26 protein-coding genes are annotated in these 23094 nt (G+C 41.2%); 14 read left to right on the forward strand and 12 right to left on the reverse strand.

Features of this window, described 5'->3' with window-relative positions:
- Positions 1 to 2: 2 nt before the first annotated feature.
- Positions 3 to 677 (reverse strand): transcriptional repressor LexA, encoded by a 675-nt coding sequence (gene lexA / locus QMN06_RS04205; protein WP_281971285.1) that lies wholly within the window; start codon positions 675 to 677, stop codon positions 3 to 5.
- Positions 678 to 917: 240 nt separating this feature from the next.
- Between lexA and rpsF the strand changes: the two genes are divergently transcribed.
- From rpsF to QMN06_RS04265, 12 genes are all read left to right on the forward strand, one after another.
- On the forward strand, positions 918 to 1286 hold the full coding sequence (gene rpsF / locus QMN06_RS04210) for a 30S ribosomal protein S6 (RefSeq protein WP_281971286.1): 369 nt from the start codon (positions 918 to 920) through the stop codon (positions 1284 to 1286).
- Positions 1286 to 1594, forward strand: coding sequence for a primosomal replication protein N (gene priB, locus QMN06_RS04215; RefSeq protein WP_281971287.1), 309 nt, complete (start codon positions 1286 to 1288; stop codon positions 1592 to 1594). Before rpsF ends, priB begins: the two co-directional genes overlap by 1 nt.
- A gap of 10 nt (positions 1595 to 1604) precedes the next feature.
- Positions 1605 to 1880 (forward strand): 30S ribosomal protein S18, encoded by a 276-nt coding sequence (gene rpsR, locus QMN06_RS04220; RefSeq protein ID WP_281971288.1) that lies wholly within the window; start codon positions 1605 to 1607, stop codon positions 1878 to 1880.
- 14 nt (positions 1881 to 1894) lie between these two features.
- Complete coding sequence (gene rplI, locus QMN06_RS04225; RefSeq protein ID WP_281971289.1) at positions 1895 to 2347, forward strand: 50S ribosomal protein L9; 453 nt, start codon at positions 1895 to 1897, stop codon at positions 2345 to 2347.
- A gap of 30 nt (positions 2348 to 2377) precedes the next feature.
- A complete protein-coding gene (gene dnaB, locus QMN06_RS04230) occupies positions 2378 to 3826 on the forward strand; it encodes a replicative DNA helicase (protein ID WP_281971290.1) in 1449 nt (482 codons plus the stop codon).
- A 99-nt stretch (positions 3827 to 3925) separates the two neighbouring features.
- Positions 3926 to 4399, forward strand: a complete 474-nt coding sequence (locus QMN06_RS04235; protein ID WP_281971291.1) for a (2Fe-2S)-binding protein — start codon at positions 3926 to 3928, stop codon at positions 4397 to 4399.
- 10 nt (positions 4400 to 4409) lie between these two features.
- Entirely contained in the window at positions 4410 to 6695 is a 2286-nt protein-coding gene (locus QMN06_RS04240) for a molybdopterin cofactor-binding domain-containing protein (protein WP_281971292.1), read from the forward strand.
- A gap of 48 nt (positions 6696 to 6743) precedes the next feature.
- Positions 6744 to 7418, forward strand: a complete 675-nt coding sequence (locus QMN06_RS04245) for an aldolase/citrate lyase family protein (protein ID WP_281971293.1) — start codon at positions 6744 to 6746, stop codon at positions 7416 to 7418.
- A gap of 18 nt (positions 7419 to 7436) precedes the next feature.
- A complete protein-coding gene (locus tag QMN06_RS04250; RefSeq protein WP_281971294.1) occupies positions 7437 to 8318 on the forward strand; it encodes a polysaccharide deacetylase family protein in 882 nt (293 codons plus the stop codon).
- Position 8319: 1 nt separating this feature from the next.
- Positions 8320 to 9705: an amidase gene (locus QMN06_RS04255; RefSeq protein WP_281971295.1), complete on the forward strand. Its 1386-nt coding sequence runs from the start codon at positions 8320 to 8322 to the stop codon at positions 9703 to 9705.
- An 8-nt stretch (positions 9706 to 9713) separates the two neighbouring features.
- Positions 9714 to 10118 carry a GFA family protein gene (locus QMN06_RS04260; RefSeq protein WP_281971296.1) on the forward strand — a complete coding sequence of 135 codons (405 nt, stop codon included), beginning with the start codon at positions 9714 to 9716 and terminating at the stop codon, positions 10116 to 10118.
- Between the two features lie 71 nt (positions 10119 to 10189).
- The gene (locus tag QMN06_RS04265) at positions 10190 to 11014 is read left to right on the forward strand and encodes a substrate-binding domain-containing protein (RefSeq protein ID WP_281971297.1); all 825 of its coding nucleotides are present in this window, start codon (positions 10190 to 10192) and stop codon (positions 11012 to 11014) included.
- A 44-nt stretch (positions 11015 to 11058) separates the two neighbouring features.
- Here the strand turns inward: QMN06_RS04265 and QMN06_RS04270 are convergent, their stop codons facing one another.
- From QMN06_RS04270 to QMN06_RS04280, 3 genes are all read right to left on the reverse strand, one after another.
- Positions 11059 to 11343: a 2Fe-2S iron-sulfur cluster-binding protein gene (locus tag QMN06_RS04270; RefSeq protein WP_281971298.1), complete on the reverse strand. Its 285-nt coding sequence runs from the start codon at positions 11341 to 11343 to the stop codon at positions 11059 to 11061.
- Between the two features lie 119 nt (positions 11344 to 11462).
- Positions 11463 to 12194 (reverse strand): substrate-binding domain-containing protein, encoded by a 732-nt coding sequence (locus QMN06_RS04275; RefSeq protein ID WP_281971299.1) that lies wholly within the window; start codon positions 12192 to 12194, stop codon positions 11463 to 11465.
- 2 nt (positions 12195 to 12196) lie between these two features.
- Positions 12197 to 13180, reverse strand: coding sequence for a tripartite tricarboxylate transporter substrate binding protein (locus QMN06_RS04280; protein ID WP_281971300.1), 984 nt, complete (start codon positions 13178 to 13180; stop codon positions 12197 to 12199).
- A gap of 75 nt (positions 13181 to 13255) precedes the next feature.
- Between QMN06_RS04280 and QMN06_RS04285 the strand changes: the two genes are divergently transcribed.
- On the forward strand, positions 13256 to 14230 hold the full coding sequence (locus tag QMN06_RS04285) for a tripartite tricarboxylate transporter substrate binding protein (RefSeq protein ID WP_281971301.1): 975 nt from the start codon (positions 13256 to 13258) through the stop codon (positions 14228 to 14230).
- Between the two features lie 14 nt (positions 14231 to 14244).
- Complete coding sequence (pcaD, locus tag QMN06_RS04290; RefSeq protein WP_281971302.1) at positions 14245 to 15060, forward strand: 3-oxoadipate enol-lactonase; 816 nt, start codon at positions 14245 to 14247, stop codon at positions 15058 to 15060.
- Here pcaD and QMN06_RS04295 read toward each other — a convergent pair.
- From QMN06_RS04295 to QMN06_RS04330, 8 genes are all read right to left on the reverse strand, one after another.
- Positions 15057 to 15464: a C40 family peptidase gene (locus QMN06_RS04295; RefSeq protein WP_281971303.1), complete on the reverse strand. Its 408-nt coding sequence runs from the start codon at positions 15462 to 15464 to the stop codon at positions 15057 to 15059. The genes pcaD and QMN06_RS04295 overlap by 4 nt on opposite strands.
- An 88-nt stretch (positions 15465 to 15552) precedes the next feature.
- Entirely contained in the window at positions 15553 to 17214 is a 1662-nt protein-coding gene (locus QMN06_RS04300; RefSeq protein ID WP_281971304.1) for a PhoH family protein, read from the reverse strand.
- A gap of 216 nt (positions 17215 to 17430) precedes the next feature.
- Positions 17431 to 17898 carry a peroxiredoxin gene (locus QMN06_RS04305; protein ID WP_281971305.1) on the reverse strand — a complete coding sequence of 156 codons (468 nt, stop codon included), beginning with the start codon at positions 17896 to 17898 and terminating at the stop codon, positions 17431 to 17433.
- Positions 17899 to 17964: 66 nt separating this feature from the next.
- Positions 17965 to 18885, reverse strand: a complete 921-nt coding sequence (locus QMN06_RS04310; RefSeq protein ID WP_281971306.1) for a 4-deoxy-4-formamido-L-arabinose-phosphoundecaprenol deformylase — start codon at positions 18883 to 18885, stop codon at positions 17965 to 17967.
- Between the two features lie 2 nt (positions 18886 to 18887).
- Positions 18888 to 19934: a bifunctional UDP-4-keto-pentose/UDP-xylose synthase gene (locus QMN06_RS04315; protein ID WP_281971307.1), complete on the reverse strand. Its 1047-nt coding sequence runs from the start codon at positions 19932 to 19934 to the stop codon at positions 18888 to 18890.
- Between the two features lie 31 nt (positions 19935 to 19965).
- Complete coding sequence (locus QMN06_RS04320; protein ID WP_281971308.1) at positions 19966 to 20892, reverse strand: formyltransferase; 927 nt, start codon at positions 20890 to 20892, stop codon at positions 19966 to 19968.
- Positions 20879 to 21880, reverse strand: a complete 1002-nt coding sequence (locus QMN06_RS04325) for a glycosyltransferase (RefSeq protein WP_281971309.1) — start codon at positions 21878 to 21880, stop codon at positions 20879 to 20881. Before QMN06_RS04325 ends, QMN06_RS04320 begins: the two co-directional genes overlap by 14 nt.
- Before the next feature lie 40 nt (positions 21881 to 21920).
- Positions 21921 to 23087, reverse strand: coding sequence for a DegT/DnrJ/EryC1/StrS aminotransferase family protein (locus QMN06_RS04330; protein WP_281971310.1), 1167 nt, complete (start codon positions 23085 to 23087; stop codon positions 21921 to 21923).
- Between the last annotated feature and the right edge of the window lie 7 nt (positions 23088 to 23094).

A 23094-nucleotide genomic window follows, 5' to 3' on the forward strand; every position in this document is an offset into this window, starting at 1 on the left:
TTTTACAAGCCGTTCGGCCTAATGAGTCCAACCGCTAGACCTTCAATCGAAAAATCTCTGCCATCATTCTCAATAATGATGGGGTCAAAATCAGGGTTTTCTGCAATGAGTTGGATTTGAACACCCTTGCTCGTTCTTGTTTTAAGCCAACGTTTCACCGTGACCTCATCTTCGATGCGCGCAACAACGATATCTCCATTGCGTGCTTCTGATGCTTTTTTGACAGCCAAATAGTCACCATCTAAAATTCCAGCATCTCTCATACTTAGACCTTTTACTTTTAATAAGTAATCAGCGCCTTGAGAAAATAATGAAGGATCAACTGGAACTTGTTTTTCAATATGTTCCATCGCCAAAATGGGAGATCCAGCTGCCACTCTGCCGATGAGCGGTAGCGTTAGTTGTGCAATCATCTGGGAAGGTAAGTGGAGTTGCTTGGCTGTTTGACGAATCGATTCGCGAAGACGGATTCCTCTGGAGGTTCCCGGACTTAATTCAAGATACCCTTTTTTAGCAAGTGCTTTTAAATGTTCTTCAGCGGCATTGGCAGAAGCAAAACCTAATTTTTGAGCAATTTCTGATCGGGTAGGAGGAGCTCCATTTTCAGCGATCGAGTCATGAACAAGTTGCAAAATTTCTTCTTGTCGAGCAGTTAATTTGGGGAGAGTCTGATCCATGAGATATTTTCACCTGACTTTATATACACACTGTTATTATATACAGATAGTACGCATAAGTACAAGTTTTTTATAGCTAAAGTGTATAAATTCAAAAACGACTTGGTTAAATTGCGGTTATTTGTTAGAATGTGAGGCTAAATTGCATTTTGCAATTATTTAATTTTCACCCTTGCTACACTGACTATTCCTAAACAGGGAATTGACGCCCAGGTAGCTATTAACCATAAGGAGTGTTTGATGCGTCATTACGAAATCGTATTTATCGTCCATCCGGACCAAAGCGAGCAAGTGCCCGCGATGATTGACCGTTACAAAGCTGTACTAACTGCAGCAAATGGTAAGGTTCATCGCATTGAAGATTGGGGTCGTCGTCAGATGGCTTACATGATCAATAAATTAGCAAAAGCCCATTATGTTTGTATGAATATTGAGTGTGATCAGGCTACGCTTGCTGAACTTGAACATGCTTTTAAATTTAATGATGCTGTTTTGCGTCATTTAATTATTCAGATGAAAAAAGCTGAAACTGAGCCTTCGATCATGATGAAAGAAGTTCAGCGTGAAGAGTCTCGTAAAAATCAACAAGTGGAGGCGCCTGCTGCTTAATGACGAAGTCTGGTCAGCCTTTTAATGACTTTCGACTGACAGCTAGATTAGTACATAAAGATACCATTCGTTACACACCAGCAGGTCAAACCGTTCTTGAGTGTCAATTAGAGTATTCAGGAAACGTGGTTGAAGCAGGAATACAACGAAAAGTAGATTTAAAAATTCTAGCAATTGCAATTGGCCAAGAGGTAAATACCTTAGACCAAATGCAAATCGGTGAATTAGGGAATTTTCAAGGATTTATTGCGCACCAGAGTATTCGACGACAAGCTCTCGTCTTTCACATAACTCATATTTCTATTTAAAGGAACTAACATGGCATTTGGTAAAAAAAATGTAGATCTCAAAAAGAAGCCGGCACAAAACCCGCTTTTTAAACGTAAGCGTTTTTGCCGCTTCACAGTTGCAAACGTAGTTGAGATCGATTACAAAGATGTAGATACATTAAAAGATTTCATTGGTGAGAATGGCAAGATCACGCCAGCTCGTTTAACAGGTACTAAAGCTAAATATCAGCGTCAATTAGACACTGCTATCAAGCGTGCGCGTTTTTTAGCGTTTTTACCTTTTACTGATCAACATAAACACTAATTGGAGATATATTCATGCAAGTCATTCTTCTTGAAAAAGTAGCCAATTTAGGCAATTTAGGTGATGTAGTTCGTGTTAAAGATGGTTTTGCACGTAACTTTTTAATTCCGCAACGTAAAGCACGTCGTGCTACTGAAACTGCAATTGCTGACTTTGAAGCACGTCGTGCTGAGTTAGAAAAAGTTGCTGCTGAAAAGTTAGCTGTTTGCCAGGCAATTGGTGAAAAAATGCAAGGTATAGTAGTTGAGATTCATCAAAAAGCTGGTGTTGATGGTCGTTTGTTTGGTTCTGTAACGAACCATGACATTGCTGAGCAGTTAACACTAAAGGGCTTCACTATTGAAAAAGGTGCTGTGCGCCTGCCAAATGGTCCCCTCAAAGCTGTTGGTGAATACCCAGTTGCAATCGCATTGCATACAGATGTAGTTTCTGAAGTAGTTGTAAAAGTTATTGGCGAAGCCGCTTAATTAACACCTACAATCATTTAGGGAAGACAGATGCCTGACGCAGGCCCGCTCCGATTATTAACACCTACGGGTGAAGAGGATCGGGCTGTGCAAGGACTTAAGGTTCCACCTCATTCCATTGAGGCAGAACAATCTGTTTTAGGTGCCTTACTCCTCGACAACAATTCTCTTGATATGGTTGCTGCTGTATTGGGGGAAATTGATTTTTATCGATCTGAGCACGCCATTATTTATCAGGCCATTTCCAAACTAGTCAATGATAATAAGCCTGCAGATGTACTTACAGTGCATGAAGAATTAAAGACTTATGGTATTGCAGAGAACTTTGGTATTACCTATCTCAATCAATTAGCATCGAACACCCCTAGCTCTGCAAACATTCGGGGTTATGCGCAAATCATTAGTGATCGCAGTATTTTGCGACGTTTAATTCAGACGGCTGACAGTATTGCTAATTCTGCATTTTCACCCGAAAAAGGGGTGAGAACACTTTTAGATGAAGCAGAAGCTCGCATTCTTGCAATTGGTCAAGATAATGGTCGTCAAAATGAGTTTCATGAAATAGAAAAATTAATGACTGAGACCGTACAGCGCATTCAAGAGTTGTATGCGCGAGGTGGATCGAATGAAATCACGGGAGTAGCGACTGGATTTATTGATCTGGATCGTATGACAAGTGGACTACAAAAGGGTGATCTAGTGATTGTTGCTGGTCGTCCAAGTATGGGTAAGACCTCTTTTGCCATGAACATTGCTGAGCATGTCGCGATTAAAGAAGGCTTGCCTGTTTTGATCTTTTCGATGGAGATGTCCGCCTCACAGTTGGCCGCTAGAATGTTAGGGTCCGTGGGGAAAGTTAATCAAGGTCGATTACGGACAGGGCGTCTGAATGATGAGGAGTGGCCAAGAGTGACCCATTCGATTGGATTATTAACAAAAGCGCCGATGTTGATTGATGAAACCGGTTCGTTAAACTCGCTTGAGTTAAGGGCTCGCGCTAGAAGGATGGCAAGAAAGTATGGCAATGTAGGACTAATTGTCATTGATTACTTACAACTCATGTCTGGTAAAAGTAGTGGTTCAACAGAAAATCGTGCAACCGAGATTTCAGAAATTTCTCGTTCATTAAAGTCTTTAGCAAAAGAGATGCAATGTCCTGTGATTGCTTTGTCACAGCTCAATCGTAGTTTAGAAAATCGTGAAAACAAACGTCCGATGATGTCTGATTTACGCGAGTCTGGCGCGATCGAACAAGATGCGGACGTGATCCTATTTATTTACCGTGATGAAGTTTATCACCCTGAAACTGACGCAGTTGGTATTGCTGAAGTCATTATTGGTAAACAACGTAATGGCCCGATTGGCCCAGTCAAACTTTCATGGCAGGGCGAGTTTACTAAGTTTGATAACTTAGCTTTGGGATACACACCGCCATTCCAAAAAGGCCCCGCTACAAATAATTCCAACGTTCCTTTTTAAAATACGTACAAAATTAGTTACATCGTCAGCTTCTAAGCCTTATTCAAAAAGTATTAATGTGATATAAATATATGAATAAGCAAAAATATAGGAGGCAATATGTCAAAAATGACTTTGCAAATTGATGGTGTAAACCATGAAGTAGATGTGCCATTAGATCAGCCGCTTTTATACACATTAACAGATCAATTAAAGTTCAAAGGTCCCAGATTTGGTTGTGGTTTGGCACAGTGTGGAACTTGTACCGTCCTAGTCAATAATCAAGCGGTACGTTCTTGCGTAACTCCCACTAGTGCAGTTGCCAATGCCAGTTCCAAGATTCGTACGCTCGATGGTTTAGCAAATGGCGACAAATTACACCCTATGCAAACAGCCTTTATAGAAGAACAGGCAGCCCAATGTGGGTATTGCACCAATGGCTGGATCATGCAGTCCATTTCTTTATTAGAAAAAAATCCTAGAGCTACTGATGAGCAAATTATTCAAGGTTTAGATAATTTGCAATGTCGATGCGGTTCGCATTTAGCTATTTTAAGAGCTGTTAAAAAAGCTCGTGAAACGATGAAAGCTTAAGGAGATCAAGATGAAATCAGCACATATTACACGACGCGAGTTTCTCCAGAGTTCAGGTGCTTTAGTTGTTGGTGTCTCAGGTGTTTTGCCAAGCTTAGATGCTTTAGCGCAAAATGCTGCGCCAACCATATTGGGGCCTAATCCCTCGCAATTAGATACCTGGATCAAGATCGGTAAAGATGGCTTAGTTACGATTAATTCTGGGAAGATGGATTGTGGTCAAGGTTTGGACGTGGCTTACTCGCAAATTGCGGCTGAAGAATTAGATGTTCCTTTAAGTCAAGTGGTTGTCCTTTTTGGAGATACTCGATATTCAGCGAATCAAGGTGGCGGGAGTGCAAGTTCTGGAATCCGTCAAGGCGCTATCCCGATTAGAAATGCTGCCGCTGAAGCAAGAAGAGTTTTGGTCGGAATGGCTGCCCAAGAATTGCAAACTTCCCCAGATCAATTAGATGTTGTGAATGGCAAAGTATTTGTCAAAAACAATCCGACTAAATCTTTGACATATTCTCAGATCATTGCGAATAAGGATTTTTCGACGAATCTTGAATGGAATAAGAAATTCGGTAATGATTTAAATGTGACTGGATTAGCAAAGCCCAAAAATGTTACTGACTATAAAATTGTTGGTAAAGATGCCCCGCGCAGAGATATTAAAGATCACGTTGTAGGAAAAGAGCACTTTACCGCTCACATTCGTCCAGATAATGTGTTACATGGTAGAGCAATTCGTCCACCACAAGCAGGCGCATCTGTCATTTCAGTTGACAAAAATTCAGTGGCGTTTGTGCCAAATGTTCGAGTCTTTCAGAAAGATAATTTCGTGGCAGTTGTTGCCAATACTGAATGGGATGCAGTGCGTGCAGCGAGAGTATTAAAAGTCCTTTGGACAAAAGAAAATAAACCACTCAAAGGTGGTGATAAAGAGATGTTTAATTACATCAAAAATGCTACCCCAACTTTTACCAATGCAGTACCTATGTTTTTTGGTAAAAAAGAATACAACGCCCAACCAACCTATGATGCGCTTAAAACTTCTGCTAAGGTATTAGAAGCTGAATACTTTGCCCCTTTTCAGGCGCATGCTCGTATTGCACCATCTTGTGGAGTTGTAGATGTAAAGAGTGATAGCGTACAAATTTGGACCGATACGCAAAAGCCACACTTTCAAAGACAAGGGATTGCTAAATTTTTAGATAGGAATCCAGAAAAAGTAGAAGCTAAATGGATGCATGGTGCAGGGTCATATGGCCGTTCTGATGCAGATGAGGCACCCTATGAGGCAGCTTTATTGTCAAAAGAATATGGTCAACCTGTAAGGGTTCAGTGGTCTAGAGAAGAAGGTATTGCTTGGAGTCCAAAAGGTCCCGCTGCTGTACTATCTTTAAAAGCCGGTCTTGATGCACAAAACAATGTTACCGCTTGGTTATTTAAGGCTAAAGGATTTAATGGCTGGGATGTCAAATTTAATGCAGAAAGTCCAGAGCATACCTTAGTGGGTATGCAAACCGGCCATAAAAAATGGACTGCATATAACTACAATATTCCTGAAGAAAGTTATAAATTCGCCAACCATGTACATTGGTGGGAAACTGTCGCACCTTATGTAGAGCAAGCCTCCCCGATGAGAACTGCGCATTTTAGGGCACCTCAAGAAATGCAGACGCGCTTTGCGCAGGAGTGTTTTATTGATGAAGTTGCTCTTGCTAGCAATATCGATCCAGTTGCATTTAGATTAAAGCATATTCAAGATCCTCGTGAAAAAGAGATTTTAGAAGCTGTTGTAAAGAAATTTGGCTGGGAATCGAATTACAAACCGACGAAAGTTGGTGATGTTTACACAGGTAGAGGTGTTGCACTTTATAACGGTTACCAATCATATGCCGCCGTTGCTTGTGAAGTTGAGGTCAATAAAAAAACAGGTCGTATTTGGGTCAAGAAAATCGTAGTTGGTATGGATTGTGGTCTTGTCATTAATCCATCGGGAGTTAAAGCCGCCCTTGAAGGTCAAATTATGCAAGGGATTAGTCGAGCGCTATATGAAGAAGTGAAATTTGACGATAATCGTGTCACAAGTGTTGATTGGAATACTTACCGAATTGCTTCGATGAAAGATGTTCCAGGAAAGGTTGATATTGTGATTTTAAATCGGCCAGATAAAGCCTCAGGCGGTGTTGCTGAGCCTGGATTGGTGTCTTTGCCTGCAGCGATTGCTAATGCCGTATTTGCTGCGACACAAGTCAGAATTCGTCAATATCCTTTATCACCACAACGCGTAAAATCACTTCTTGTTTAATCATCAAGTGAAGCAATAGAAGTAGTATGTTTTGATCATTAAGGTTCTATGAATTCTTTTAAAGCATTTCTTACACAACAGCCCATGACTTGGGCTGTTAATGTTGGTGGTTCATCCATTGATACGATTGATATGTTGGCAAATGCTGGGGCTAAGTGTGTTTTTATTGATTGCGAACGAACACCTATTCATATTGAAAGTATCAGACCGATGGTATTGGCAGCCAAAAGTCATAGTATGTTTACGATGCTACGCAGCGAAAACCAACAGCCTGAAACATTGATTCGATATTTAGATCGGGGCATCGATGCTTTGGTTGTCCCTCATACCGAGACAGTAGAAGATTTAAAAATGATTGCTGAAGTGGTTAATTATGTGAGTAAAGGTAACAGCGATCAATTCATGACGATTGCTCAGATAGAGTCAGTCAATGCGGTCAAAAATATTGCATCTTTAGCATCTTCAACCGATGTCGATAGTTTTTTAATTGGACCGAATGATTTATCCCATAGTATGGGTTTCAAAGGCGATTTGAAACCGACAGCTTTATGGGAGGAGATTGATCAGGTGATCCAAGAGCTTAAGACTCATCAACGCCTTTGGGGAATCCCAGGTTTACCTGAAAGCCAGCCTAAATATTCACAACAGGGAGCAAAGTATTTGTACTGCACTTTGTCGCAAATTATTCAACAAGGTTTTAATCCCTTCCATTCCGTATCTTAATTCATAGAAAGAAAACATATGTCAATGATGCCTTCTGAAAGAACTCCATTTTCTGCGATTGTCGATCGTGAGCCGCTTAAATTCCCGGGTGGTGCAAAAGTAATTGTTTGGAGTATTGTTAATTTGGAAGTCTGGGATATCTCTCGACCAATGGCAAGGCAAGTCATTCCAGCACCCACAGGTGTTCCTTTGTTGCCAGACGTACCGAATTGGGCTTGGCATGAATATGGCATGCGTGTTGGCTTTTGGCGTTTTAAAAGCTTATACGACTCACTCAACATCACACCAACATTGGCATTAAATGCCCGTGTTTGTAAAGATTACCCACGTGTAGCACAAGCTTGCCTTGATTCAGGTTGGGAGTTTATGGGGCACTCTTATGAACAAATGCCGATTCATAAAGTTGAAAATCAAGCGGAAATGATTGCTAAATCGATGGACACCATCGAGACATTTACTGGTAAGCGTCCCGTTGGATGGTTAGGGCCTGGACTTACACAGACATTTGAAACACCTGATCTATTAGCGAAAGCAGGCGTCAAGTATGTAGGTGATTTTCCGTATGATGATGAGCCGACGCGCATTAAAACTGAACATGGCTCGTTAGTAACACTGCCATATACCGTCGAAAACAATGATATTCCGATGATGATCGTACAACATCACGAAGCAAATTACTGGACGCAAAAATGTATTGATACCTTTGATCAATATTATTTGGAAGCGCAGGAGCGCCCAAAGATTTTATCAATTGCTATTCATCCTTACATCAGTGGTATGCCTTTTAGAATCGCTTATCTCAAGAAAGTGTATGACTACATCAACAAACACGAAGGTGTCGTTCATATGACCGGCGAGCAAATCTATGACTGGTATAACCAGGCATATCCTGAGAAATAGTATGAATGATATTTTGCATTGGGACTTATGCGCTGCAGTTAAAGCGATTCAACAAAAAAAAATTAGTTCATTAGAGCTAACCAAATGGTCCATTGATCGATTAAAAAAGATTGGTGGACCACTCAATGCAGTATTTCGCTTGGATGAAGAAAGTGCGATCAAAAGAGCCAATGTATTAGATGATATACAAGCGCATCATCGACCTTTAGGGATGTTGCATGGTGTTCCATTTGCCCATAAAGATTTAATTTTTATGGCTGGTAGAAATGCGCATGTAGGCTCTAAAATTTTGAAAAAAAATATTCCAGACCACAATTCGGTGGTGATGGACTATTTTGAAGCTGCAGGACAGGTATATTGTGGGTCATTACATATGACCGAGTTCGCTTTAGGCCCAACTGGATTTAATCAGCACTATGGGCATGCTAAAAATCCCTGGAATCCTTTATATGTATGTGGTGGATCATCAAGTGGATCCGCTATTGCTGTCAGTTCTCGATTGGTTTTTGGCGCGATTGGTAGTGATACTGGTGGTTCAATTCGTCATCCGGCGACGATGTGTGGTGTGACTGGACTCAAGCCCACGAGAGGATTAGTCCCGACTGAAGGGGCATTCCCCTTGTCGCATACGTTGGATTGTATTGGTCCTTTAGCGCAAAGTGCTAGGGATTGCGCCAAGATGCTAACCGTATTAACAAATCAACAAACTAATTACGAAAAATCAATTGAGTTACCCGTTAAGGGATTGAGAGTTGGTATACCCAAACACTTTTTTTGGGAGGGGGTTGACGAAAATATTCAGGAAGTGCTGTTTAAGAATATTGCTGTGTTTAAAGAACTAGGTATGCAGATTGTACAAATTGATAATCCTCCAATGGAGCCAATCAATCAAATGATGGCAGTAGTCATGGCAGTTGAGTCTCTAGAAGTTCATCATGAATGGCTTAGACAATTTGCAGATGATTATGCTGATCAAGTAAGAGCGCGCATTGAGCTAGGTTATCAATACTCGAATGAAGATTATCGTCAAGCGATTGATTTGCGCAAAGAGTATCGACAACAATTTGATGATCAGGTATTTGCGCATTGTGATGTGATGTTCATGCCAACGATTCAAGTACATACGCCAACCATCGAAGAGAGTACCCGAGGCAGTTTAGAAGAGGTTTTAAAAGGGGTGGGGCGGTTAACTCATGTTACCAAAGCTATGAATTATTTAGGTCTTCCATCCATCAGTCTGCCTGGTGGATTCTCGAATCAAGATATGCCGGTGGGATTTCAGTTGGTGGGGCGGGATTTTAGTGAAGAACTCATTTTGCGCATTGGCCATGCTTATCAAACACAAACGCAGTGGCATAAAAAAATGCCATCTTGTGCATCTACCTAGGATTAAAGATGATCAAAGGAAGTTGTCTATGTGGTGAAGTTCAATATCAAATCAATGAGGCAATAGGCCCCATTATTTATTGTCATTGCAAACGCTGTAGAAAATCGAGTGGCTCTGCATTTGTAACATCGACAGAAGTTCATCGAGCTAAGTTTGAAGTGACGCAAGGCAAAGAGCTCATTAAAAAATATGAGAACCCTGGCGCAGTGGATCGTTTTTTCTGTTCATATTGCGGATCGCAACTGTATAGTGAAAGAGCTGCTACCCCATTAACAATGAGAGTCAGGTTAGGTACCCTTGATACGGAAATTACTGAGCGAGTGAGCTCGCATATTTTTGTCGGAAGTAAAGCTGAGTGGCATGAAATACAAGATGAAGCGATTCAACATCTAGAACGGCCGACACCCTCATAAGGGCTTAGAATTTTATGGTGCCATGCAAGCTCATTTGAGCTTTTTAAATGACTAAATCAAGGAAATACCTCATGCGTCGTCTATTTTCGATTGGGTTGCTAGCAATCACTGTTGCTCTTTCGTTTCCATCATTCGCACAGAAATCCATCATCCTTTCTTCAACAACTTCTACGGAGCAATCTGGATTATTTGGCTTTCTCTTGCCGATTTATAAGAGTAAATCTGGAGTTGAAGTCAAAGTGATTGCGGTAGGTACCGGACAGGCTTTAGACATTGGTCGTCGTGGAGATGCTGACGTCGTTTTTGTACATGACAGGGTAGCTGAGATGAAATTCCTGGAAGAAGGTAATGCTTTGAGAAGGTACGACGTCATGTATAACGACTTTGTCTTGATTGGACCTAAGTCAGATCCAGCTAGGGTTGCAGGTGGTAAAGATATCAAGGTTGCATTACAAAAAATTGCCAATTCAAAATCCACGTTTGTTTCGAGAGGGGATAAGAGCGGTACCCATGCGGCCGAACTTCGTTATTGGAAAGCTGCAGGGCTTGAGCCTACTAAAGATATGAATTGGTACAAGGACACTGGGAGCGGAATGGGCCCAGCTTTAAATTCAGCTTCGGCAATGAATGGTTATATCTTGGCAGACCGTGGTACTTGGTTGTCATTTAAAAACCGTGGCGATCTAGACATATTGGTTGAGGGTGATCCCCAACTTTTTAATCAATACGGGGTCATGTTAGTTAACCCAGCAAAGTTTCCTCATGTAAAGGTTAAAGAAGGACAGGACTTCATTGATTGGATTACTTCTAAAGATGAGCAAGAAGTCATTTCTCTATATAAGATTGACGGTAAACAACTCTTTTTCCCAAATGCGAAGAAGCAGCCCTTGCGCTAGGCACTTTCATCATCTTTGCACTTTCATTATTCTCAATTAATTGCTTATAAACTAATTGAGAGGTCTTTTGCAGGTGTTTTTTGGGAGTGATAATTAGAAAAAGCTTCGACTGTCAGAATTTCATCGCTTGAATTCATGGAGCTCAAAGGGATGGAGCAAGAACGAATCGTTTTACCATTGATTTGAACTGAGCAGGCACCACACTCAAAATGGTCACAACCATATTTTGTCGCAATGAGGCCAAGTTGCTCCCGCAGTACCCAAATCAATGGCGTACTAGGATGTGACTGAATTTCAACTAATTGTCCGTTGACATTGAGCGTCGTCATGACAATAACCTTTTCTCATAATAAATGATAGAAGGTTAATGTAGACGAAAAAAGTCTTTTAATACATAGGTGTATAACCTATTAGTACTATTACTAAAGATGAATTAATCAAGAAAGACTTAATTACTCCAAGGAAGTGGTGCTAACACAGCATCAAGACCTGTTTCTTTGATAGTTGGTGCTGCTTCTTCAGACGCCAAAAAAGCTATCAAGTCTTGTGCTAAATGACGCTGTTGACTAGCAGCACCGATACCAGCCGTAAAGAAGAAAGTTTTTTGTATTTCGGCAGGAAGATCCCGAATAATATCAATTCCAGCAATGGGTAGTAATTCTGAGTATTGTTGGAATCCAAGATCCGTCTCGTTTCTCATCAAAATAGTACCAACCCGCTCACCAAAGATTTTTTTTGCAGTAATGGCCATTTGATCTGCAATGCCAATGTTTGGAAAAACTTCTTCCGATAAATAAGTACCACTTGCACTAGCGGAATAAGCTACTCGAGGAGCATTCAGAAGAGCTTGTTTGAAAGATTCCACAGAAGACAAGTCTGGTATAGGATCACCCGTTCTTACTGCAGCGGCCATTCTTGAACCAGCAAGATCTACTTTCGAGTCAGAAGCAATCACCCCTTGTTTGATAAATTGATCTAGTGCGGGTCCTGCCAAAACAAGCACATCAAAGACTTCACCCTGAGCTAGTCGCGTTGGGATAGAGTCTGGGGCAGTCCCCATGGAAGAGCCAAACGAAAGATTGACCGTATGACCTGATTTTTTTTCGTACAGTGGCGCAAGAAGTTTTAATGCAGCAGCAAATGCACCAGATGTAATGACGGAGATAGTTTGATTTGACATGATTAATCCACAGTAATTTTGGCTGATTCAACCACTTTTTTCCAACGAGCAACTTCTTTTTTTACAAGGTCTGCTAGCTCCTCTGGAGTCGAGGTATCAACAGTTGCGCCTTGCTCTTCAATTTTAGTTTCATTCGATTTTTCATTTAAAACCGCAATTAATTCTTTGTTGAGTAAATGAATAATTGGTTTAGGCGTTCCTGCTGGGGCAAACATAGCGTACCACTGATCTACTTCAACATTTGGAATACCTTGTTCAGCCAAGGTTGGTACATTGGGGAGAACAGGACTACGTTTTTTTCCAGCGATACCAAGGGCAATCAGCTTATTACCCTTGATTTGTGGGTAAGCTGTAAAGAGGCTTGGGAACATGACTTGAGTAGTGCCGCCGATGGTATCTAATATCGCCGGTGACGAGCCTTTGTAAGGGACGTGAAGCATATCCGTACCTGTAGTTAATTTAAAAAGCTCACCTGATAAATGGGGCGCGGTGCCTTTGCCTGAAGAGGCGTAGGAAATCTTACCGGGTTGCGACTTGAGAAGTGCGACTAATTCCTTGGCATTTTTTACTGGTAAATTGTTATTGGCCACAAGTAGAGTAGGCGAAGTTGCTACTAAAGAAATCGGTTCAAAGCTTTTAATAGGGTCGTAGCGTAATTTTTGCAGAGCTGGGTTAATTGCATGAGTAGCGATATAGCCAAACATCAACACATAACCATCAGCAGGAGCCCTTGCCACGAATTCACTAGCGATAGAACCATTTGCGCCAGCTCGATTTTCTACGATGACGGATTGACCTAATTTTTGGCTGAGTCCCTGAGCAATAATACGTGCCATCGCATCGTTTGCCCCACCTGGTGAGGTTGGAACAACAATAGTGATTGGTTTAGATGGATAGGTATCAGCGACCACGTTTTGGGAAAAACAGATAAAGACTGCAATGAAACTAATCCATAAAGTGGTCAAACGGTTTTTTTTAAGTATCATTTCGAGGTGGAATTTTGAGTGGTTTTAGAACAGTTCTTATTGTTTCAGTATTATAAGGGTATCTAAGGAGACCACATGTTTATCAATTTAAAGAAAAAAGTATGCCTTATCAGTGTATTTTTTTGTGCTATTTTTGCATTCCAAGTTCACGCACAAAGCTATCCAAATAAGCCTATCAAGATTGTTGTAGGGTTTTCTCCAGGAGGCGGTCCTGACATATCAGCAAGGGTTATCGGTCAAAAAATGACAGATAAGTGGGGCCAGCCTGTTGTTGTTGAAAACCGTCCTGGTGCTGGAGCGAATATTGCTACGCAAGTAGTTGCTACCTCAAAACCAGATGGCTACACCTTATTATCAGTTTCGAATGCGTTTGCGATTGCACCTGCCATTTATAGCAAATTGCCATTTGACACGATTAAGGATTTAGAGGGTGTCACATTAACTGCAACAGGATCGGCACTTGTCTTAGTTTCCCCAAACTTAAAGGTTAGTAACATGGCTGAATTAATTGCTTTAGCCAAAAAAGATCCGGGCAAGTATTCATATAGCTCAGCAGGTATTGGAAGTGGGTCACATTTTGCTGTGGAAATTTTAAAAGCTAAAACGGGCACAGATTTTTTGCATGTCCCTACAAAAGGTATTCCGGAGGGAATCACTGAAGTTTTATCTGGCCGCGTCGATTTTTTTATTAGTCCATATGCCAGCGCCATTAATATGGTTCGAGATGGACGAGCAAAAGTGATTGCAATAACCTCGCTTCAAAGAGGTAAAGAGTTCCCTAATTTACCGACCGTATCGGAAACAGTGCCGGGTTATAAATGGGAATTTTGGTATGGACTCATTGCGCCAATGAATACGCCAAAAGAGATCTTGCAACAATTAGCTCAAGAAGTAAAAAGAATTAATGAGTTTGCTGATGTCAAAGAACGATATGCAAGTTTGGGGCTTGAACCAGTATCCAATACACCTACAGAATTTGACAAGATGATTAAATCTGAAGTGAGTGAATTTACACGTATAGCAAAAGCAGCAAAGATTTCAGCAGAATAATTTGAGGAGAAAAAATGCAGGGAACTAGTAAAAACGGTTTGTATTACGAGATTGAGGGCAATGGCCCGTGGCTAACACTTTCACATTCTTTAGCATGCGATCTTCATATGTGGGATCCACAAATGGAATTATTAACGAAGCACTTTAAAGTCTTACGTTTTGACACTAGGGGGCATGGCAAGAGTCATGTTCCAGCAGCACCATATTCATTAGATGAATTAGCTGTTGATGTTGCTGAATTGTTGGTCGAGTTAGGTATTCAAAGAACCCATTGGATGGGTTTATCCATGGGGGGAATGATTGGTCAGACCATGATTTTAAAATGGCCACAACTGTTCCTCTCGATCGTCTTGGCGGATACAACGAGCCGACGTCCAGATAATGCAGTGCAGATGTGGGCGGATCGCGCAAATATTGCTCGCGAACAAGGCATGCAGGGATTGTTAGATAGTACCCTATCAAGATGGTTTACCCAAGCCTATAAAGAGGCCAATTCAGCTAAACTGCAAAAAATTGCTCAGGGTATACTCGCAACTCCAGTAGAGGGTTTTGCTGGATGTAGTAGTGCGATTGCCCATATCAATACCTTTGATCGTTTAAACGAAATCAATTGCCCGACAATGATTGTGGTTGGTATAGAAGATCATGGCACTCCACCGGAGATGGCGAAAAAAATTCATTCACAAATTAAAGATTCTGTGCTGCACATCATTCCTGATGCATCACATATATCCAATGTTGAGCAAACAGAAGTTTTCAATCAACTTCTCGAAGAGTTTTGGGGTCTCGAGGATGAAGAATTCGTTGAAGATGAAGCCTTTGAAGATTAAGGATTAACTACTCGGCGCGCTTCAGTATATCTGGGCGCCCAGTAGGGATTTTTGATTTCATCTAAACGTACTGTGCCTCCGGTTGTTGGGGCATGCACGAATCGTCCAGAACCAACGTAAATACCGACATGTGAGTGGCTTTCACCCAAAGTGTTAAAGAAAACCAAATCACCCGGAGCAGGTGTGTCTTGAGCGAGTGATTTGCCATACTTTCCTAATTCACCCGTGGTACGTGGAAGATTTTTTTGCCTTGTATTTTTCACGACATAAACGACAAGACCACTACAGTCAAAGCCACTTTGAGGGGTATTGCCACCCCATTTATAGGGGGTGCCGATTAGGCTCACGGCCGCAACAGAAATATCATCGAGCCCAGCATTTTTCTCAACAGAAAAGTCAGGCAATCTAGCATCGTTCGTGGATGAACTTTTGTTGCCAACAAGCGAGCTACAGCCTGATAGCACGACTACCAGGCTGTATATCAGACATTGACTATAAAATATCCGCCGCATGATCCGCTAGGCGTGAACGTTCACCTCGTGCCAAAGTGATGTGACCACCATGACGCCAGCCTTTAAATCGATCAACAACGTAGGTCAGACCAGATGAACCTTCCGTTAGGTAAGGCGTATCAATCTGAGCGATATTTCCGAGGCAAATTAATTTCGTACCAGGACCTGCGCGAGTTACTAAAGTTTTCATTTGTTTTGGGGTTAGATTTTGTGCCTCATCAATAATTACAAACTTACTCACAAAAGTTCTACCGCGCATAAAGTTCATACTCTTGACTTTAATCCGCGAACGAATTAGTTCTTGAGTTGCAGCACGCCCCCATTCTCCAGCGGAGTCATCACTTCGGTGAAGTACCTCTAAATTATCATCAAATGCCCCCATCCAAGGTTGCATTTTTTCTTCTTCGGTACCTGGTAAAAAACCAATATCTTCACCGACAGGAACTGTTGCTCGAGTGATAATGATTTCGTTATACCGTTTACTGTCAAGAACCTGTTCAAGTCCAGCAGCTAGAGCGAGAAGTGTTTTACCAGTTCCAGCTTGACCTAACAAGGTCACGAAATCAATCTCAGGATTCATGAGTAAATTGAGTGCAAAATTTTGTTCACGATTACGCGCCGTAATACTCCACACATTATTTTTTTGATGAGAAAAATCTTTCAGTGTTTGTAGTAATGCAGTTTTGCCATTGATTTCTTTGACTTGAGCATAAAAGGGCGTGCTGCCATCCGTGTTTTCTTGATATACAAATTGATTGACCATCATTGACATAACTAGGGGGCCAGTAATGCGGTAGTACATCGTGCCTGATTTACCATCACTCCAGCTCTCCATGCCCTTGCCATGTTTAGGCCAAAAATCTGCAGGAAGAGCAAGTACTCCGGCATACATCAGGTCACGGTCTTCAAGCACCTGATCATTAAAATAATCTTCCGCAGGAAGACCTAGCGCACGTGCTTTGATACGCATGTTGATATCTTTGGATACCAACACCACTTCACCGTAATTTTTGTGTGTTTCTTGTAATGAGCGAACCACACTTAAAATCATGTTATCGCCTTTACCTTCGGGCAAGCCTTCAGGTAATTTCATTTCTTTTAAATCCGTTTGGAAAAATAATTTTCCAGTTGCGTCTTTGTTGCCTAGTTTAGATAGCGGAATACCCTCATCAAGAGCACCACTTGTACCATCGATTAAGCCATCTAGAGCGCGGCTTACGGTTCTAGCATTTCTTGCGACTTCACTCATACCTTTTTTATGATTATCTAATTCTTCTAGAGTAGTCATTGGTAGGTAAACGTCATGCTCTTCAAAGCGAAATAAAGAAGATGGATCGTGCATTAAAACGTTCGTGTCTAAAACAAACAAACGTATTTTATTGGAGATATCCGAACGTTTATTTTTTGGATTGCCCCTTGTAGGCTTTGCTGGTGCGACCTGTTTCATTTTGTTAATCGTGTCGCGTGCTATGTGAGAAGCATGTGGTGTTTCGATCACATCTTGCGTGGTTAGTTCATCTAATTCATCATCAGCAACAATGGCAATAGCTTGAGGTGTCGGTGGTTTTTTAAGTTCCGGTTTTTTTATTCTAGGAAGATTGATTTCATCAGCTGTTTGTGTTGGTGCTGGGGGGAGTGGCATGCACTAGCTCCTTATGGTTATAAAAGTGAAAGATAGAAAACATGAAAAAAATCGCATCGATTGACGCGATTTTTTAAATTCGGGAAATGCGATCTTGAGTGAAGTTTGTTTAAATCTTGGGGGGAAGATTGCCTATCTCGAGAAGTGTTATCAAGATTTTTTGAAACAGTGAACAGACTTCGATTTCTTTGCATTAACTATAAGTTAACGCATATTTCAAGACATTGCAAGCACGGTTTTCAAAACTTCTTCCACATGACCAGCAACCTTTAAACCACGCCATTCATGACGTAAAATCCCTTTAGAATCAAAGATAAAAGTACTTCTTTCAATCCCTTGAACTTGTTTTCCATACATATTTTTTGTTTTAATGACGTCAAAAATATGACATAAAGTCTCATCTGCATCAGAAATTAGTTCAAAAGGTAACTCATACTTTGATTTAAAACTTTCATGAGATTTCAAAGAGTCTCTTGAAACGCCAATGATCAAGCTATTCGCTTTTGTGAAAGCATCGATATTGTCACGAAAATTACCAGCTTCTATCGTACAACCTGGAGTCGCATCTTTTGGATAAAAATATAAAACAACATTTTTACCTTCACAAGAGGAAGGACTAAAAGTTAATCCAGAAGTGGCAGGCAGAGAGCACGCTGGAAATGTGTCACCAATTTTTATGGACATTCTTTTTCTCCTAAATTAGCTGTAAAGCATTCTATTGTATGACGAATTCGTTACTATTTCTTGTTTTTACGAGTTTGGCATCATCATTAGTTCACCGCTGCGGTTCGCAATCTGATCAAAATACAGTGGCAAACTGATCAAGTGTTTCGTTTGACCGGTCGCTGTCCATGAGGCATGCAAAGTACGCATATCGACACATTGATGCCCTTGATCCAGCCAGCCTTTAACGAGTTGCATAAAAAAAGGAAGGAGTTTTTGACCTTCAAGTTCAGCATGCAGGGTAAATACCTGATCATTAGGATTTTCGGCGGTTAATTTTAATAAATATTTGACGGCATCTTGAGCATTCATATCGTTCACCCCTAGTAGTTCATCAAAAGTGGGCAGTGTTGTAGGATATTGAATATGTTTCGAAGGGCCGTCATTAAACTGTATACGATAGGGGACGAGGTTAATGGGGGCTCTCCCATCAGACGAATAAGACATCTGCCATTGATCTAATTGTTTAAGTGCATCGAGATTCATTTGCCAGCCCGCTGCGCCATGTGTTTTTGGCGGCTGATCAAAAATATCTACAAAACGATCGAATGATTTCGACATATGTGACAAAGTCCATGCTTGATCGGCATAGCGAGCTTGATCATGCCAGACAATATGATCCCAAGTATGAATTCCTACTTCAAAGCCATCTTTGGCAACAGCTTGCATAATATGTTTTGCTTTTAAGCCAATATCTGGTGCTGGTAATAGAACACCATAGCTTAGAGTCTTCAGACCATAATGCTCCACGACAGAAGTGCGAGAAACCTTTTGAAAAAAACCAGGCCGAAAGATTCGTTTGAGGGCCCAACCCGTATGGTCAGGTCCTAGGCTAAACAAAAAAGTTGCGGGGACACCCATTTGCAGAAAATGTTGTTGCAAACGAGGAACACCTTCGAGCGTTCCTCTAAGCGTATCAACATCAACTTTTAAGGCAATACTTCCCACAATTAGTGGTCGACTAATCGACGAGCTTTCACCACGTCATAGCGATAAGCTTCAAAAATATGCTCTAAAGCTTGAGACATGGTTGTACTAGGTTTCCAACCGAGTTCTTGCATGGTGTTCTCGATTTTAGGCACGCGGTTTTGTACATCTTGATAACCGGTTCCATAGTATTGAGTTGAAGTCGTTTCTTGAATAACCACTTGTTTTGCTGTTTCTTGATATTCAGGAATTCGATTGGCGATTTCCATCATCATGTTGGCTAACTCTTTCACAGAGTGGTTATTTTGTGGATTGCCGATGTTATAAATTTTGCCATTGGCAATATCATTTTTATTTTCAATAATTAAACTGAGTGCATCGATACCATCATCAATATAGGTGAATGCCCTTTTTTGAGCCCCACCATCAACTAAATTAATCGGCTCACCACGAGCAATATGACCTAAAAATTGAGTGACAACTCTAGACGAACCTTCTTTGGACGTATAGATACTATCTAATCCAGGTCCGATCCAATTAAAGGGTCTAAACAAGGTAAAGCGAAGTCCTTCCATGCCATAACCCCAAATGACACGATCCATGAGCTGTTTCGCACAGGCATAAATCCAGCGCGGTTTGTTGATTGGTCCATACACCAGGGGTGATGACGCAGGATCGAACTCTGCATCAGGACTCATACCATAGACCTCAGATGTAGAAGGGAAAACTAAATGTTTACCGTACTTATGAGCAGAACGAACGATGGGTAAGTTAGCTTCAAAATCAAGCTCAAAAACCTTTAATGGTTCTTTGACATAGGTTGCAGGGGTGGCAATCGCCACCAAAGGCAAAATCACATCACATTTACGAATATGGTATTCAACCCATTCTTTATTGATCGTAATATCACCTTCGAAGAAGTGCATTTTCGGGTGATTTGCTAGGTCGCCTAAACGATCGTCTTGCATATCCATGCCATAGACATCCCAATCGGTTGTTTCAAGAATGCGCTTGGAAAGATGGTGTCCGATAAAGCCATTAACGCCCAGGATTAAAACCTTTTTGCTCATAAGTGAATTCCGTTGGTAAATAAACTCTATTTTATGCTTTTGTTGTGCTTAATAGAATTTGTTGAAGATCGGCGGGTAAAACCTCTTCACCGTCACAGACTAATTGCATCACGAGGATGGCACGATCATCCCCACAAAAGCCATAAATCCGATTATCAACGACTTGCAAACCAAGTAAATGATTGTTTTGGCGATATGGGGGACTTGCCAGCATCGCTTGATGAAGGATATATTTTTTACCAGCTATTTCAGTATAAGCACCGGGATAGGGTGGAGCAACTGCACGAAAGAGGTTATAGACGTCTTGCGCCTTTTTTTGCCAATCAATCTTGCCATCCTCCGGTTTACGAGCACCAAAATAACTGCCTTCTTGTAAGCGGTTTGGACGTCTTGAAAATTCTCCCAAGAGTAAATCAGGTATCACTTCTTCTAAAGTGGTTTTTGCAAGGATGGCCACTTTATTAAACACCTCATAGGCTGTTTCGTCTGGAAGAATGGGAATAGCTTTTTGATGCACGATATCCCCTGCATCTGGTTTTTCTTCCATGATATGAAGAGTAGCCCCTGTTTTGGATTCCCCATGGAGCACGGCCCAATTGATCGGTACTCTACCTCTATATTTCGGTAATAAAGAGCCGTGCATATTAAGAGCAGCAATTTTGGCAATTTCTAAAATCTGCAGCGGAATCATGTTTCGATAATAAAAAGAAAACAGATAGTCTGGCTCCAGGGATTGCAGGCGATTCATTAATTCGGGATCATTCAAGTCACTTGGAGTGATGAATGTAATTTTTCGTTCGAGACATAAATCACGCACTGACCGAAACCAAATATTCTCTGTTGGAGAGTCCTCATGGGTAATGACTAGAGGTATCTCAAAGCCATGATCTAAGAGAGTACGAAGACATTCGAAGCCTACCGTATGGTATGCAAAGACAATGGCTTTATTGTTGCTCATCCTGTTCCAATACTCCCATGACAACATAGCGAGGACGTTTACGTACTTGTTGATAGATACGCCCCACATATTCTCCGAGCAATCCAAGTCCAAAAAGGAGGACTCCCATCAGGAAAAAATTTAAGGCAAACAAGGTAAAAACTCCCTCTACCTCAGCGCCAATAATAAATCTTCGTATGATGAGATAGATAAATAAAGTGGCAGATCCAAGCGCTAAAAAGAAGCCTATTAACGAAAAAGCTTGTAATGGCAGTACAGAAAATCCAGTAACCAAATCAAAGTTCAGACGAATCAATTGGTATAAAGAGTATTTAGATTCACCGGCAAAACGTTCCTCATGATTAATCTTAATTTCGATGGGGTTGCTCGCATAAGTAAAACCTAAAGCAGGAATAAAAGTATTTAACTCTTTGCTCTTTTTCATGAGATCGACGATACGTCGGTTATAGCCACGCATCATACAGCCTTGATCGGTGATGGTTATTTTGGTAATCCGATCACGCAATTGATTCATTGCTTTTGAAGCATATCTTCGAAAGCGCGAGTCTTTTCTGGCGACTCGAATCGTGCCAACGTAGTCATGTCCCTTTAATAAGTTTTCAACAATACGATGAATTTCTTCCGGAGGATTTTGTAAATCAGCATCTAAAGTGATAATAAAATCACCTTTTGAGTAGCTAAAGCCAGCCATAATGGCCATATGTTGGCCAAAGTTACCGTTAAATAGGACCACCCGAGTTGTATCTGGTCGTTTTTCAAATTGTGCCGCAAGTTTTGCCGCAGACTGATCACGACTTCCATCATTCACAAAGACCACCTCATAACGAACCGATAGGTCGACTACCAGCTTATCTAGTGAATTGTAGAGACGAGCAAATAATTGCTCCAAGCCATCTTCCTCGTTATATACAGGTATCACAATGGAAACCAGTGGGTTAGATGGAATTTGGGGGGTTAGCTGTAGTAAAGAATCAGAAATTGTCTGCATGGTTCGATTTTATGTCGAATTTTTGAAAATAGGAAAAAACTCAAATTTCATGCAAGACAACTTGTAAAGCATGCACCACCCGCTCTACATCGAAAGTTGTCATTAAGGGAAATAGAGGCAAAGTCAGTATGGCAGAGCCCACCCGCTGCGCGACAGGTGTTTGATGAGAGTTATACCCCAACTCTCGGTAGAGATTAAAGTCACTAATCAGCGGGTAGTGAACACCAGTCCCAATGTTCATATCTTTGAGTTTTTGCATGACCGTTGCGCGATTCATACCTAATTGATGGAGTTTTTCAATCGGTAAAACCACTTGAAACATGTGCCAATTGGAATGAGTAAAGTCCTCTAAAGGGAGTTCTAGGCCCTTATCTATAAGGTTTGATTTCTTAAAACAAGCAATGTAATGCATTGCCAAAGCTTGACGTTGCTTGATGAATTCAGGCAATCGTTTGAGTTGATGAATCCCGATGACAGCATTGACATCAGTTAAATTGTGTTTTCCACCTAAAACATCCACTTCCATCCCGTCAAGACCTGTTCTTGTCACACCTTGAATGCGTAATTTTTGGGCAAGAATAGCTTCTGTTTCGTTATTCATCACCAAGCAACCGCCTTCGATCGTTGTTAAGTTTTTATTGGCCTGAAAACTATAACTTACCAAATCTGAGGGTAAATTATTCGCACTACCGATGGTCTCGCCCAACCATGTTGAACCTAATGCCTGCGCAGCATCTTCTACAACACGGAGTTTGTATTGATGGGCGATTTGATAAAGACGTACTATATCTACAGGAAGTCCTGACAAATAGACTGGCATGATGGCTTTAGTTTTAGGTGTGATGGCAGCTTCAATGAGTTCTAAATTGATGTTGCGCGTGCGTGGATCAATATCCACAAATACCGGTCTTGCACCAACGGCTAAGATAACATTTGAAGTGGAAACCCAGGACATGGGTGTCGTTATGACTTCATCACCTGGTCCAACATTTGCAATACGTAAAGCGATTTCCATTGTGGCGCTACCATTGGCAAAACAGCGAACCGTTCTACCACCAAAATAATCGGACAATAATTTTTCAAACTCAAGACATTTAGGACCATTGGTAATCCAACCAGAGCGCAGAACGTCACCTACCGCTGCAATGGTTGCTTCATCAATCGTGGGTTTGGTAAAAGGCAGAAAAGAAGAATGAGAGTGGTTCATGAGGTTC

The organism is Polynucleobacter sp. SHI8, from assembly GCF_027944005.1.
Lineage (GTDB): Bacteria > Pseudomonadota > Gammaproteobacteria > Burkholderiales > Burkholderiaceae > Polynucleobacter.